We start from the raw sequence: 14,813 nt of genomic DNA, 5'->3' as shown, positions 1-14,813 counted from the left end.
ACCTAAGCCTGGAACCTTGGATAGTGAGTCAGTCTTGCTGACTTCGTAAATGCCGCCCAAGACTACTGTCTGACCGTTGTCTACAAGAACAGCGGTATTGAGCGAACGCGTGTCGATGACCGGCACCTGACCGCTGCCTGGCACAGTGATGTAATGGTCGAGCGAGTCTTTGTTTACGTTGATGCTGAGGTAAACGCGACTGTCAGCAGTAATCGTCGGGGTGACCTTCAGCTCCAGCACTGCGTCCTTAAATGCGACGGTAGCTGTACCACTTGCGCCACCGCCAGCAACACTGTTCTGGTATGTAACATAGCCAATCTCCTGGCCTTGACGGATGTCTGCTTCCTGTTGGTTGGCCGTAATCACACGTGGACTGGAGACTACCTCACTGCGACCTTCCAGCTGAGCAGCGGACAGCACCAGATCGAGCGCGTAGTTCTTGCCAAGGATGGCTGCAGCAATCGACGATGCACTGCCGGTCGTCGGGGACGCTGGTAGGTTAACATTCAAGCCACCCGAGCCCAACGTGCTAGTAGTGCCGTTGTTGCCTTGCGCACCGTTGATAGCACTACCGACCTGCAGCACCTGGCCGCTTGGATTGGTACGGTTGCCACTTACGCCCCACTGGACACCGAGGTCGCGTTCGAAGTCATCTGTTGCGATGACGATTCGCGATTCGATCAGCACTTGCTGCACGGGACGATCAAGCTGCGCAATGATTGCACGCAGTTCGACAGTCTTTTCTGCCGTGTCGTTGATCAGAAGCGTATTGGTACGCTGATCGAAAGTGACACTACCGCGAGGTGACAAGAAGCCGCGATGCTGGGCGGCCTGACCGCCCGAGGAACCACCGGCAATGCTCTGCATGCTGCCAGTAGTCAACAGCTTGGCAATGTCCTGGGCCTTACCGTAACTGATCGGAACATAAGTGGTAACGAGTGGCGCTGTGTCTTCGGCCTTGAAGCGCGCGTCGGAAATACTCTGTTCGTAGTCGGCGAGTTCTTTCTGCGGCGCAATCCAGGTCACATTGCCGTTCTGACGCTTGTCCAGGCCCTTGGCGCGCAGGATCACATCCAGCGCTTGGTCCCACGGAACGTTATTCAATCGCAAAGTGACGCTTCCGCCGACGGTATCGGAGGCGACGATATTGCTCTGCGATTCGTCTGCGATGAGCTGCAACGCCGAGCGGACGGGAATGTCCTGGAAGTTGAACGTGACGCGCGTACCGGTGTAGACAGGCTGCTGATTCAACAACGGGTTGTCTGCCTTGGGATCATGCTTCTTGGGCGTCACCTCGACCACGTACTGATCGGCGGTCTGATAGGAAGACGTATCCACGTCACCGCTGAAAGCAATATCCACGTGCGCTCCGCCCGGCGTCGAGTGCGACGAAACGGACTGCACAGGTGTCGCGAAATCGAGCACGTTCAGACGCTGCGCCTGGCTTGCCGGCAACTGCACATTGTCGATGTCGACGGCGACGTTGCCATTCTGGCTGTGCATGTTGGCATTGGCACCAGCACCGTTGAAATTGATCAGCACGCGGCCAGCACCATTGGTTCCACGCTGGAAGTCGATGTTGGTGATCGCCGGCCCGTTCATGGCGGATGGAAGTGCCTTTGACGGGTCAACAGCAGAGGCTGTTGTCACCGGCTGAAGTGCGCTGCCATTGTTCACGACCAGCACGAGGCTGTTGCCTTCGACATGGGACTTATAAGTCGATGCTTGCATCAGTTCGATCACGACGCGGGTACGGCCATCTGCCGACACCGCCGACACACCGGACGTGGTGCCGACACCGATGTCCTGATGCCGCGAAGCGTTGTTCACGGTATCTGGCAAGTCGATGGCGATGCGCGGCGGGTTGTCCGTCGTAAAGACACGGGGCTGGGGCACCTGACTGCTGTCGAAGTTCAGGTGAAGCTCCACCCGACCCCCCGGAAGGGATTTGTAGGTGATGTCCTGAAGCGTGGTCGCCGCGGCGGCACTGGCCCACGTAGCGGCGCCCAGCATGATGACGGTCGTCAGGCAACGGCTGGCCAGGTGCATGGCTCGGCTCCGGACTGGTTTGATTGATTTGGTCATTGCATCAGCCCCTGTATTCCTATTTCGTCGCGTTCGCAGCGAGCGCGATGCTGGCTGGACGTTCCATCCAGCCGCCGTTGCCGTTGGAAACCAATTCGACCAGGTCGACCTTGTCACCACTGATGCCAGTGATACGGCCGTAGTTCTGGCCCATGTATTCATTTGCATGGACGCGGTGAATGACGCCCATGGGGTCCTTGACCAACGCCTCCATGTTGGCGCCCGAACCGATGCTGCCAACCATCTTCAAACTATCCAGAGAGAAAGCCTCTAAAGGCTGTCTCGCTCGTCCTTCATCCGGTCGCGGCCCGTTGTTTTCATTTAGTTCGTCAGCGCTCGGACTGAACGGATCGCGTTTGTCCTGGTCGTTGTAAATGAACGTCTCGAACGTCTTGATCACAGGAAGTGGCGGTATCGGCGCTCCCCGCTTGGCCTTCTCCTGCGCAACCCAATCGCGCAGATCAGACATACCGCGTGTGCAGCCAGCGAGCGTTAATGCTACGCCAGCGAGCAGAAGCAATTTGGCCAGATGCATGGGCTTCTTGGCAGTCATGATTTTCATTTCCGCCCCCCTGGCTTCTTGTTCTTCGCTTTGCCAGCAGTGTCACCCGTCTCCGAATCATCGAGGTATCGGTAAGTTTTTACCGTACCCTGCAATACGAGAAGCTGATTTGGGCCAGGCTCGGCACCCTTCTCAGGTTTGTTTAGCGGGGTGAGAGAAACATCATGCATGGTCAAAATCACCACGCGCGGTAATGAAGCGACGCCACTGATAAACGTACCAAACTGATGATAGGTGCCAATCATCTTCAGCTGGATGGGTTTTTCTGCGTAGAAATCTTTTGGCACTTCCACGCCTGGCTGGAACAATTCCTGCTGAAGACCGGCAGAAAGCGCAGTTTGAGAGACATCCACCAGCAACTCAGGCATTTCTGTTCTGCTGGGCAGCTGGCGCAGCAATTGACGCAGCATGTCTTTCATCTCGTCGAGCTGCTGCTGCAATGCTTCCAGATTGACGGACTTTGCCTGCTTCTCTGAGAACTCTTTCTTCAGCTGCTCCTCTTTGGAAGCAAGGTTCTGCAACGTGTCCTGCTGCGGGTTGATGATGAAATACCAGCCAGCCAGCACTATGACTACGAAGAGCAATACTTTGAAGAAATTTTTTACCGACTTCGGCCAACCGCCAATGTTGTTGCGGTCCAGATTCTTCAAATCATCGAGGAGTTTCATTACTTGGCTCCTCCCTTGACTGGCGCACCTGATGGATTAGGTGTCTGCGAGTTCGTCGTCGGCACAGTCTGATTGGTCTGGGGAGCCGTCATATTGACTGGCGAATTCATCAAAGAACCTGTGCTGCTGGATGCAGCCGGCGATGTGCCGAGCCCGCTGCCATCGTCCTGTTTGGGACGCTGCAAGGCGACAGTCAGACCAAAGCTATAAGGCATACGCGATGCATCGTGACTGTTTTCAGTCTTGCTCAGATCGGTCGGCCCCATCCATGGCGAGGCCTCGATGTTACGCATGTATTGGGCGACGCTGGCGTTGGATTGCGCGACACCGCTCAGCGTCATCTGATCGCCAGCCTGCTTGATGGACGTCAAGCGGGCGCTGCCGGGAACGGTCTTAACCAATTCGTCGAACAAATGGACCATTTGGGAGCGATTGGCCTGCAACTGCTCAATGATCTGTTTGCGTGCAAGCAGCTGCGCACGAACCTTTTCCAGATCGTCGATCTTGGTCAGGCGTGCATCCACCTGCTTGATCTGATCCTGCAGGTAAGCGTTGCGATCGTTCTGATTGTCCACGCGCATGCCCATCCAGATGTTCCAGAGGACCATGAAGCCAATCGCAGCCGCGGCTGTGATGGCAAGCTGGACAAAGAAGTCGCGCTCACGTTGTTTGCGTGTCGCAGCGCGGTGCGGAAGTAGGTTTATGCGTGCCATCAGTCGAAGCTCCTCATCGCGAGGCCGACTGCAATCATCAGTGCCGGAGCATCCTGAGTCAGCGACTGCGCCTGCACGCGATTGGAAAGCGACATGCGCGCCAGCGGGTTGGCGACGACGCACGGCAAACCGAGTTGCTCCTCAAGCATCGCGTTGATGCCGTCGATGGACGCGCAACCGCCAGCCAGCACGACCTGATCGACCTTGCTGTACTCGCTACCGGCGTAGAAGAACTGCAGCAAGCGGCTGATCTGCTGTACCAACGATTCCTTGAACGGCTGCAGTGCTTCGGCTTCGTACGACTCCGGCAAACCGCCCTTGCGCTTTGCGCGGCCCGCTTCCTCGTAAGAAAGGCCATAGCGGCGCATGATTTCATCGGTAAGCTGCTTGCCGCCGAAAACCTGCTCACGCGAATAAATGGTGCGCTGGTTCTTGAGTACGGAGAGCGTGGTCATCGTTGCGCCGACGTCGACGACGGCGACAAGCGCGTCGCGACCCACGTTCAACTGATCGGCGATCATCGTGAACGCGTTTTCCATCGCGAACGCTTCGACATCGATGATCTCGGCGGTAAGACCGCCCAGATCGAGCGCCGCAACGCGCATATCGACGTTTTCCGTGCGCGATGCCGCGAGCAGCACGTTATTCATTTCGGGGTTGTCGCGCACCGGGCCCAGTACTTCGAAGTCGAGGCTTACTTCCTCGATCGGATACGGGATGTACTGATTCGCTTCCACCATGATCTGGCTTTCCAGATCGTCTTCGGAAAGCTCTGCAGCCATGGGAACGATGCGCGTGATCACCGCTGATCCGGCAACAGCAGCCGAAGCGTGCTTCACCTTCGCACCCGAGCGCGCAAGCGCCCGGCGAATGGCTTCGCCAACGGCTTCGACCTCGACGATGTTCTTCTCGACGACTGCGTTAGGGGGCAGCGGTTCGATCGCGTAATGTTCTACGCGATAGCGCCCGCCGGCTTGGCTGAGCTGCAGCAGCTTGACGGCCGTCGAGCTAATGTCGACACCGACGAGCGGCGGCTTCTTGGGTGTTAAGAGCCCCACGATGATTCCCCCTTGACCCCTGGTGCTTCCGCCTATGGTTGGCGGGATTGCCGGGCCATTAGATCGAAAAATTAACGCAATAGCAACGGCCTACGCGATCTTCTTCGAGACTTTTGGCGTGATGGGCGACACATTTGAGCCAACCCGCCAGATGTCGCGATTAAGGTTTTGATAATCCGTCACTCATGTTGCACATACTGCTACATCTATACTCTGAGCTGTTTTGACTCAGGTCTCGCTACACTCACATGACGCGAATTCTCAAGGCCCTCCTGCGCTGGGTCCTTATTCTGGGCTTTAGCGGACTTCTGCTGATTGCCTTAGCCGCAGGGGTTGCTTACTGGCTGGTCGCTCCCCGCCTCCCCTCGGTGGCGGTGCTTAAGGACTACCACATGCAGGTCCCCCTGCAGGTCCTGACCGCCGACGGCAAACTGATCGCCACCTTTGGCGAGACCCGCCGTATTCCCGTCTCCATCGACCAAGTACCGGACATGGTCAAGCATGCCGTGCTGTCCGCCGAGGATGCAGACTTCTATACCCACCCGGGCGTGGACTGGCGCGGCGTGATGCGCGCGGGCTTCCATGTGGTGGCCTCGGGCGGCAACAAAACACAGGGCGGCTCCACGATTACACAGCAGGTGGCGCGCAACTTCTTCCTGAGCCCGCAGAAGCTTTATTCGCGCAAATTGATGGAGATGTTCATCGCACTGCGCATGGAGAACGAGTTCAGCAAGGATCAGATCCTGGAGCTCTATCTCAACAAGATGTTCCTTGGGCACCGTTCGTACGGCATAGCGGCCGCCGCGGAGTATTACTACGGCAAAAAGCTGGATCAGCTCACAATTGCCCAGTGTGCGGCCATCGCTTCGACCTTCCAGCTGCCCTCGGCGGTCAATCCGCTGACCAACGTCCCGCGCCTGACCGCGCGGCGCAATTGGGTGCTTGGCCAGATGCGCGAGCACAAGTACATCAATGATGCCCAGTACACCGAAGCTATCAACACGCCGGAAAACGCGGCGCCGCACGAGCAGCCCATCCAGGTCGATGCACCGTATCTGGCTGAAATGGCTCGACTTCAGGCACTGGATCGTCTCGGCAACGACGCACTGACCGAGGGTTACGTCGTCAAGACCACGCTGATCAGCACCCGTCAACTTGCCGCTGTGGCAGCCGTGCGCGATGGTCTGGCCATCTACGATCACCGCCATGGCTGGCGCGGCCCGGAAGCCCATGAAGAGCTCTCCGCGGATGCCGGCGAGTCCGACTACAACAACATCCTTTCCAGCTATTCGGATGTGGCCGGATTGGTCCCGGGAGTGGTCACCCACGCCACGACATCGGAAGCCGAAGTGTTCCTGCTCGATCATCAGACGATAAAACTCGGCCTGGATGCCATGAGCTGGGCGCGCCCGTATATCAGCGATAGCCACGTGGGCGCAGAGCCAAAGGCCGTCGACACGGTGTTGAAGGTCGGCGACGTCATTCGCGTGATCCGTGACGACAAGGGCAACTGGCAGCTTACGCAGATTCCGAAGGCGCAGGCCGCGCTGGTGTCGCTCAGCCCGGAAGATGGCGCGATCCAGTCGTTGGTCGGCGGTTTCAACTTCTCGCGCAGCAAATTCAACCGCGTCGTGATGGCTGCTCGCCAACCGGGTTCGAGCTTCAAGCCGTTCCTGTATTCAGCGGCGTTCGAGCGTGGCTTCACGACCGCTTCGATCATCAACGACGCGCCGCTCGCATTGCCCGATCCATCGCAACCCAATGGACTCTGGACACCCAGCAACGATGACGACAAATTCGCCGGCCCCATGCGACTGCGCGAAGCGCTGCTGGAATCGAAGAACCTCGTCTCCGTTCGCTTGCTTGATGCCATTGGCGTGCGTTATGCCCGCGAATACATCACGCGCTTCGGTTTTCCGCTCGATGCGTTGCCGAACAATCTGTCGATGGCGCTCGGCACCGCTTCGGTATCGCCGCTCAGCATGGCGCGTGGTTACGCCGTGTTCGCCAATGGCGGTTACCTGATCACGCCCTACTTCGTCAGCGAGATCGACGATCGCGATGGCAAAGCGGTGTATGTGGCCAATCCAGCGCGCGCCTGCAACAACTGCCAGGCTCGCCTGCTGCAAAACACGCCACCGGCCCCGCCGCCGGCCAGCATGCTGACCAACGGCGTATCGGCAAGCGCCTCTTCCAGCGCGCCGGCTGTCGCGGCCAGTGTGGCGACCGCAGGTGAAACCGTGCTGCCCGCAGACGCTCACGGCGGTGAGGCAGCGCCGGTGCTGGCACCGCACGTCATCGACATCCGCAACGATTACCTCATCACCTCCATGATGAAAGACGTGATCACCAACCCGCTGGGCACCGGCTACGCGGCGAAAGTGCTCAATCGCCCGGATCTGGCCGGCAAAACCGGCTCGACGAACGATCACCGCGACGCTTGGTTCGTCGGCTTCAACGGCGATCTGTCGACGGCGGTCTGGGTCGGTTTCGACGACTTCGGTTCGCTGGGCAAAGGTGAATTTGGCGCCAAGGCGGCGTTGCCGATCTGGATCGACTACGTCGGCGAGGTGATGAAGGGTCTCCCGCAAAACAGCCTGGCCATGCCGCCGGGTATCACCACGCTTCAGATCAACAACCAGAGCGGCCTGCCGACCGAAACGGGCGATCCGGGCGCCATGTCGGAGATCTTCAAGGTCGAGGACATCGACCGCCTGCACAACATGGCCCAACAGCAACAGCAGCAAAACCAGGATCAGCAGCAGGCTAACGACATTTTCTAATTTTCCGGTAGTCTTGCCTCGACGCTGCAAGAGAGGGCCGGGGCATGGCACGAGGTGAACACCACCGCATCCACGCACACGACCGTGTACAGCGCAATCGGTTACGCGTCGCACAAGAAGCGGCGCGCCTGATGAGTGAGCACGGAATTCGCGACTTCCACCACGCCAAACGCAAAGCCGCCGAACGACTAGGCGTACTCGACGAACAAGCCTTACCGCGCAATCACGAAATCGAAGAAGCATTGCGTGAACATCAACGGCTGTTCCAGGCTGACAGCCAACCGCAACTCCTGAGGGCTCGACGCGAAGCAGCGGTCGACGCCATGCGATTCCTTCAACGTTTTGAACCGCGCCTTGTCGGTGCAGTACTCGAAGGCACGGCCGATTCGCACTCTGCCGTGTGCCTGCACGTTTTTAGCGACGATCCTGAAGCTGTCGGTATCTACCTGCACGAACATGGCGTGCCGGTTGAAACTCAAACGCGCCGTCTTCGCATCAGCCGTGAAGAACAAGCCGAGTTTCCGGTACTGCTCTTTGCCGCTGACAACCTACCGTTTGATCTGACCGTGATGCCGCTCAATGCATTGCGGCAATCGCCCCTCAACCGCATGGATGAAAAACCGATGCGACGTGCATCGCTGGCATCTGTGGAAATCATGCTCGCGGAGGAAGATAACGAGCAGGATGACTTCGAACGCAAATTGGCAGCTGCGCTACGATAATTTTCCACTGCGCCTGCGTGCAGCCAACCGATGTGGCACGCAGGCGCTCCACCTTTAGATCGCATCACTCGACGAATTGCTGTCGCCGAAGTCAGCGGCGACTATTCATTTGCTTTGGACGCGAGATGGCAAAATTTTTCGCACAAGACGCGCATCGCAGCGTGTGATCGCAGAATCCACGATTCACACAAAATCGACTAAAACACGAGCGTGACGCGAGCGCCGAGAACCAGGCCATTTTGTCCGCCGACACCATTCGCATTACGAACGTATTGCATCACAGGCATGAACGATGCTGCTTGGCTGATCTGGAACGTATAGTTCAGCTCGATGGGATATTCGTTGCCCTGCACGGGAATGTGCAGCGAAGAACCTGCCGGCAGCGCTGCATCGTATTGGCGCTGCGCCGCAGTCACTTTACCGTTTACATGATTACGCCCAATAGCCACGCCCAGGCGATCACTGGGACGCGAAGGGAGCAACCCTGTCCACCAGAAGCCTGCAGACACCAACTGATCCAACGTGCTGATATCGGCATCGGAATGTGAATAGTTGAAAAATACACGCAAGCCATTCGCATCCGCGCGACCGACGAGTTGCTGCTCGCCTCGGAAGTAATAGCCATTTTCGCTGCCAACCCGCGGCCGGGGGAGTAACGTGTAATCGGCGGGCAATCCATCCGCGCCAACAACATAGAAATAGCTTGAGCTGTTGTGAAACGCACCGGCGCGATAATCACCGTCGAGACCATCGCCAAAATGGGGCATGTACTCCACCTCACCAAGGGTTTCCTTACCCGTGCTCTTGCCACGGGTAATTAGGCTGAGGCCTTGATCACGCCTACGGTTTTGTGGATTGACGTCGTAGACGCCGTACTTGAAGCGCCACTCGCTTGCTGGCTTGAATACCGCTACGGCACCGTAATTGCTGAGCGGGTTCGAATACCAGCCGTTGCTGATATATCCGGGTAACGCGCCACAAAAGCTCAGGTTTTCGAATGCACACGGAAACGAAAAGAAATCGGCGGTAGCGTAAAGACGGCCAAGCTTGATGCTCATGTGATCATCAAACAAATTCTGTTCCAACGAGAACTGGGTCAAGCGCGCCACGGAGCCGTTGCCGTGAATGGCCTGAAACTGCATCAAAGTAGGTAACCCGGCTTGTTGGTTGAGTTGATCGCCGTTGCGGTCGACGATTTCCAGACGAAATGTCGCTCCCTTCCAAGACATCAGTTTGCCAAGATCAAGGTAGGCACCGAAACGTATCTGATCGGTATAAGAGCTTACCTGGCGCTTGCCACCCGTAATGTTGTGAGCGAAGTCACCCATGTACTTCACACTGACGTCAACACCCTTGTCATACCACTGCTCGCGCAGACCATCCCAACCGCCAGTCAGATAATTATTTTCACTAAAATTTTGCGCGTGGGTCGTGGTGCTATATGAAGCGACAACCAAAAAACCAAGCGACAGTGCTGCTCCGGCCATCCGTTGCATGTGTGAAGCTCCAATGATCCATCTTCAAATTTGCCCTGGCTTCCCGGCTGGCACACAAGCCTTTAAGCCAAAAGCCATAAGGAGCCGTCAACGCTACCAATCTTGCCTCGATTGCCACATGGCACAACGCAGCAAAAAAATATCGAAATTTTTTGATCAATTTTTCATTGGCCAACGACCGATCGAAACAATATTCGCTAGTGAACCCGTGACTGTTGTCGTGTAAAACATACGGATATCAAGGCATTTATCCACATCTCGCCGATTTATACCGTGGCGAAAGCGCAGAAGCATGGAATGAGCATGTGCAATACCCGGCACTCATACGGGTAAACGCCTCTCTGCTAACAAGGCACCAAGCGCCTTTATTTACAGCTTCAGACTACATGGAATGTTGGATTTTTCCTGACATCCTTTTTGTTCAAAAAAGCAAAATGGAAGAATCCAGAATCACATTGCAGAACGCAATGTGAAGACAAACACAGCAACGTGCTCGGTATAGGAAAATCATCTATGAAGGAAAATAAAATTGCAGTCGTTGTTATGGGTGTTGCAGGTTCGGGCAAATCCAGCATCGCTACGGCGCTCGCCATGAGGCTGGACGGTTATTTGATCGAGGGCGATGCATTTCATCCGGAAGAGAACGTAGCGAAAATGAAGAACGGCGTGCCGCTCGATGACGCCGATCGCGCCGACTGGCTCGATCGGCTCGCCGAGGAACTGCAGTGCGCCTATGGCGAACACAAACGTGCGGTTTTGGCGTGCTCAGCGCTCAAATACCGTTACCGGCAACACCTGCGCCAAGCCGTCCCAGCGCCGGGCTTTGTCTTCCTGGATTTGCCACGCAACATCGCCGAGCAGCGCGTAAGAGAACGTAGCGGCCACTTCATGCCGCCCATCTTGATGGAAAGCCAATATGCAGCTCTGGAGCCACCCGTTGGAGAGCCATTGACGTTGATCGTCGACGCAACGAAACCGCTAGCTGACATCGTTCATGCGGCAGCCACATGGTATGAAGCGCTCAATCGCGAGCCCGGCTGACGCTAGGCAGCCGATGCATTGACAAGTTGCATACACGCTACCCAACTTGGCGCCAAATGGCGCTATCTAAGCGCCATTTGCCCCAGCCTTTTTCTCGACCGTATTCGCCACTGTGGTGTTACGCAGCAAACAGAGATACCAACACCGACGTACCCGCCCGGGCATAGAAAGGAATGCTTTCCAGCGGAGCTCGCGCGGTAATCCATTGGCCGCCTTCAATGCGTTCACCGTCCATGCCGACCCATGTCTCGCCTTCGGGCAGCCACACCTTTCGTGAGTTTTGGCCTGCATGGAGGATAGGAGCAACCAAAATATCCGCGCCGAACATGTATTGATCTTCCACCTGCCAGCTCTGCGCTTGCTTGGGGAAATCGTAGAACATCGGTCGCATGACGGGATCGCCGGTCGCATGAGCATTCGCCATCAATGTTTCGATGTAAGGCCGCAATCTTTCTCGTACCAGCAACCAGTGACGCATGATCTGGAAGTTTTGTTCTCCATAACTCCAGATTTCGTTCGGCGAACCGCTGTCACACTGCGGAATGCCATCACGCCACATGTCAGAGGGCTTGATTTGTGGCTCGCGATAGCCGTGCAAGCGGAAAACCGGACAAAAAACACCCCACTGGAACCATCGGATGAGTAATTCGTGGAAGGCGGGATCGTTGACGTTGCCACCCTGAAAGCCACCGATGTCCGTCGTCCACCAGGGAATGCCCGCTAGCCCCATATTGAGACCCGCCGCGAGTTGGTTGCGTAACGCGTGAAACGAGGAATGGACGTCGCCGGACCATGCAAGCACTCCATAACGTTGGCTCCCGGCCCAGACGCAACGCACCAGATTGACGATGCCGGTTTCGCCTTGTTGGCGCAGGCCATCGTAGAAGCCTTCGGCAAATTTGCGCGGATAGATGTTCCCTACTTCAAGTACCGGTCCCAAGTGATAACGATAATTGTCGAAGTCGTAGGCGCGATATTCCGGCTCGGCTTCGTCCAGCCAGAAAAGCCGTATGCCGAGGTCGTAATAATTTTGCTTGACCTTCTCCCACACATAACGGCGCGCATCCGGATGCGTGGCATCGAAGAAAGTCGTGTTGCCCATGAAGTCCAGATTGACCGACACGCCGCGTTCGGTGGATACCAGATAGCCTTTGGACTGCATCTCCACATAATTGGAGGTACGGCTGTCCACCGTGGGCCAGACCGATACCATCGTCTCTATCCCGAGCGACTTGAGTTCGTCGATCATTGCCTTGGGATCGGGCCAGTCTCTGGGATCGAAACACCATGTCCCCTGATTGGGCCAATGAAAGAAATCGATGACAATCACTGACAGCGGCAACTGGCGCCGTTTATATTCACGGGCAACATCCAGCACTTCCTGCTGCGTGCGATAACGCAACTTGCACTGCCAGAAACCGGTCGCAAACGAAGGCATCATGGGCGCCTTGCCAGTTGCTTCTGCATATTGGCGAGTAATTTCGGCAGGCGTATCGCCTGCAGTAATCCAATAATCCAGCTGGTCGGTAACTTTAGCCGTCCACTGTGTGTGGTTTTTGGCAAAGCTCGCCTCGCCGATCGCCGGATTGTTCCAGAAAAATCCGTATCCAAGACTGGAATGCATGAATGGAACGCTGGTCTGGGAATTACGCTGCGCGAGCTCCAGCGTGCAGCCCTTCAAATCCAGCCACGGCTGCTGGTATTGACCCATGCCGAATATTTTTTCGCCCGCCCGGGATTCGAAACGGACAGTAAGCTGATGCTTTCCTCCAGGTATCGGCTTGAATTCGCGCGCCTCGAACTTTAGTGCGCTTATATACTTGTCTTGGCCCTTCTCCACGCCACCGATACCCACCGTCGTGCGCTGACGCCAAAACTCTTCCAGCAGCAACTCACCCCGCGCGTTATAGAACGCGAGCTGACCCTTAATGTTGAGCACGGCCTTGATGTTGCCGTTGACGATCGACAACGATTCCTTGCCGCGGACAATATCTGCTTGGTAGGGATGCGGTGGCAAGAGTGCCCAGTCTTCGTCCTTGAATGTCGGCAGGCAAGAGGCGCGAACGCGCAAGCTGTTTCTGCCCCATGGTTCGATCAGCAGCGTTTGCCGATTGAAACGCCAGCCAATACTGTTCTCGTTGTCTATCAACTCACTCATCGTCATCTCTTCACTTCATGCGTCACTGGGCAGGGCGCGAGTGGTCACCGGCAGGTCAGGCAATGGCCTGTCATCGAGCCTGTACCAGCGCAGGACGACCACGCCGAGCAGTGCAACAAGGCCGGGAACGAACGTAAACAGCGCCACGATGCAATGCATCGCCACGGAATTCTGTGTAGTGGCATTGGCCACGTAACCGCTCAACCCTAGCGCCCATCCGACTACTGCACCGCTGATGGCCATTCCCATCTTCAGCACGGCAAGCAGCGTGGAAAACATCGTGCCGTCCATGCGCTTGCCTTGCACGCGTTCACCGTAATCGGCGACATCCGCCATCATGACCCACATCAAAGTAAGGGCGGCCTGATAGAAGATTGAAACGATAAAAGTCGTTACGACAAAAAGTATTACGGATTTCGGTTCGAAGAAGATGGCGATACTCAAAATTCCGGAAATCACCGCGCAAAGGGCGAAGGCCTTCGCCTTGCTGCGCTTTAGCGTCAAAGATTTGGACAATAGGCTCCCCACCGCTTTGCCTGCAATGTGAGCACCAAGCAACCATTGAAAATAATGGGCATCACCTAGGTAGTAGGTGGCGAAATACATCATGGCGCCAAGGCGTATGACGCCGAACGAAATGTTGGTGAGTACCAGCAACGCCACCACGCGCCATTGATCATTGCGCAGCAAATCGCGCAAGTCGGTCAGGAAATTGTCGTGGCCGGCTTTTGCCTTGATGCGCTCACGTGTATTGGCAAAGCACACAAGAAACATCGCGATAGCGAGAGTTGCCATAACACCCATCGCCCAGCGGTAGCCCATCAATTTATTGGCTCCGCCAATATATTCAGCCAACGGCATCATGAAGAAGGTGGACAGAGCTCCGCCTAACGTCGCAAGGAAGAAACGATAGGATTGCAACGAAATGCGTTGTTGATCGTCCCCCGTAATGACTGCGCCAATGGAGCAATACGGGATATTGATGGCGGTGTACATCAACATCATGAACGAATAGGTGATGGACGCGAATACCATTTTCCCGCTGAGTGAAAGCGAAACCGGTACGGCGTACGTCAACATGCAGCTCAAGCCAAAGGGAGCTGCGAGCCACAAAAGATAGGGACGAAATTTTCCCCACCGTGAATGGGTGCGATCCGCCACGAGTCCCATGGCCGGATCGATAATCGCATCTGCCGCGCGCGCCAACAAAAACAGTGTTCCCACAAACGCAGCAGGAAGTCCTACCACGTCGGTGTAGTAAAAAGTCAGAAAGATAATGACATTGTCCAATCCGATATGGCTTGCCATGTCGCCCAAGCCGTAACTGACTTTTTCTTTGATGGAGATAACGGCATTCATCGACCGACGCCCGCCAGTTGGCAGCACGTTTCGTATCGAAACATAGAACGTTCAAGGCGTGAGTCGCGACAAGCGACAAGGTGGACTGCAGACGAAATTCTCTTCACGAGTGTTCTTCCTTGAAGCAACATCCAGGGCACAGATATCGTGCAGCTATTTATCTGCAAA

Annotated in this window: 11 protein-coding genes; 3 read left to right on the top strand and 8 right to left on the bottom strand. The window is 56.2% G+C overall.

Translation table 11 applies throughout. The features are described from left to right. From pilQ to VK725_RS03740, 5 genes are all read right to left on the bottom strand, one after another. Positions 1-2,049 (bottom strand): type IV pilus secretin PilQ (gene pilQ, locus VK725_RS03760; protein WP_325316718.1); only part of this gene is annotated, 2,049 nt, incomplete at its 3' end. A gap of 55 nt (positions 2,050-2,104) precedes the next feature. Then, entirely contained in the window at positions 2,105-2,647 is a 543-nt protein-coding gene (locus VK725_RS03755; protein WP_325316717.1) for a pilus assembly protein PilP, read from the bottom strand. After that, complete coding sequence (locus VK725_RS03750; RefSeq protein ID WP_325316716.1) at positions 2,644-3,315, bottom strand: type 4a pilus biogenesis protein PilO; 672 nt, start codon at positions 3,313-3,315, stop codon at positions 2,644-2,646. The genes VK725_RS03755 and VK725_RS03750 overlap by 4 nt, the downstream gene beginning before the upstream one ends. After that, a complete protein-coding gene (locus VK725_RS03745; protein WP_325316715.1) occupies positions 3,315-4,028 on the bottom strand; it encodes a PilN domain-containing protein in 714 nt (237 codons plus the stop codon). Before VK725_RS03745 ends, VK725_RS03750 begins: the two co-directional genes overlap by 1 nt. After that, the gene (locus VK725_RS03740; protein WP_325316714.1) at positions 4,028-5,086 is read right to left on the bottom strand and encodes a pilus assembly protein PilM; all 1,059 of its coding nucleotides are present in this window, start codon (positions 5,084-5,086) and stop codon (positions 4,028-4,030) included. The genes VK725_RS03745 and VK725_RS03740 overlap by 1 nt, the downstream gene beginning before the upstream one ends. A 248-nt stretch (positions 5,087-5,334) precedes the next feature. Here VK725_RS03740 and VK725_RS03735 point away from each other — a divergent pair, with 248 nt between their 5' ends. Together VK725_RS03735 and VK725_RS03730 are read left to right on the top strand one after the other, a co-directional pair. After that, complete coding sequence (locus VK725_RS03735; protein ID WP_325316713.1) at positions 5,335-7,869, top strand: penicillin-binding protein 1A; 2,535 nt, start codon at positions 5,335-5,337, stop codon at positions 7,867-7,869. A 44-nt stretch (positions 7,870-7,913) separates the two neighbouring features. Continuing rightward, positions 7,914-8,591 carry a hypothetical protein gene (locus VK725_RS03730; RefSeq protein WP_325316712.1) on the top strand — a complete coding sequence of 226 codons (678 nt, stop codon included), beginning with the start codon at positions 7,914-7,916 and terminating at the stop codon, positions 8,589-8,591. Positions 8,592-8,788: 197 nt separating this feature from the next. Here the strand turns inward: VK725_RS03730 and VK725_RS03725 are convergent, their stop codons facing one another. Continuing rightward, positions 8,789-10,087 (bottom strand): carbohydrate porin, encoded by a 1,299-nt coding sequence (locus VK725_RS03725; RefSeq protein ID WP_325316711.1) that lies wholly within the window; start codon positions 10,085-10,087, stop codon positions 8,789-8,791. A gap of 417 nt (positions 10,088-10,504) precedes the next feature. Between VK725_RS03725 and VK725_RS03720 the strand changes: the two genes are divergently transcribed. Further along, a complete protein-coding gene (locus VK725_RS03720; RefSeq protein ID WP_325316710.1) occupies positions 10,505-11,128 on the top strand; it encodes a gluconokinase in 624 nt (207 codons plus the stop codon). A 118-nt stretch (positions 11,129-11,246) separates the two neighbouring features. Here the strand turns inward: VK725_RS03720 and VK725_RS03715 are convergent, their stop codons facing one another. After that, positions 11,247-13,286: a glycoside hydrolase family 31 protein gene (locus VK725_RS03715; RefSeq protein ID WP_325316709.1), complete on the bottom strand. Its 2,040-nt coding sequence runs from the start codon at positions 13,284-13,286 to the stop codon at positions 11,247-11,249. Between the two features lie 15 nt (positions 13,287-13,301). Beyond that, entirely contained in the window at positions 13,302-14,645 is a 1,344-nt protein-coding gene (locus VK725_RS03710) for a glycoside-pentoside-hexuronide (GPH):cation symporter (protein WP_325316708.1), read from the bottom strand. Between the last annotated feature and the right edge of the window lie 168 nt (positions 14,646-14,813).

This window comes from Dyella sp. (assembly GCF_035486915.1).
Classification (GTDB): Bacteria; Pseudomonadota; Gammaproteobacteria; order Xanthomonadales; family Rhodanobacteraceae; genus Dyella_B.
This window is presented reverse-complemented; position numbering and strand designations above follow the sequence as displayed.

Excerpts from the sequence above, each read along its gene's own strand:
- VK725_RS03715 (WP_325316709.1), bottom strand. The coding sequence starts at position 13,286 with ATGAGTGAGTTGATAGACAACGAGAACAGTATTGGCTGGCGTTTCAAT.
- VK725_RS03730 (WP_325316712.1), top strand. The coding sequence starts at position 7,914 with ATGGCACGAGGTGAACACCACCGCATCCACGCACACGACCGTGTACAG.
- VK725_RS03750 (WP_325316716.1), bottom strand. The coding sequence starts at position 3,315 with ATGAAACTCCTCGATGATTTGAAGAATCTGGACCGCAACAACATTGGC.
- VK725_RS03710 (WP_325316708.1), bottom strand. The coding sequence starts at position 14,645 with ATGAATGCCGTTATCTCCATCAAAGAAAAAGTCAGTTACGGCTTGGGC.
- VK725_RS03755 (WP_325316717.1), bottom strand. The coding sequence starts at position 2,647 with ATGAAAATCATGACTGCCAAGAAGCCCATGCATCTGGCCAAATTGCTT.
- VK725_RS03725 (WP_325316711.1), bottom strand. The coding sequence starts at position 10,087 with ATGCAACGGATGGCCGGAGCAGCACTGTCGCTTGGTTTTTTGGTTGTC.
- VK725_RS03735 (WP_325316713.1), top strand. The coding sequence starts at position 5,335 with ATGACGCGAATTCTCAAGGCCCTCCTGCGCTGGGTCCTTATTCTGGGC.
- VK725_RS03745 (WP_325316715.1), bottom strand. The coding sequence starts at position 4,028 with ATGGCACGCATAAACCTACTTCCGCACCGCGCTGCGACACGCAAACAA.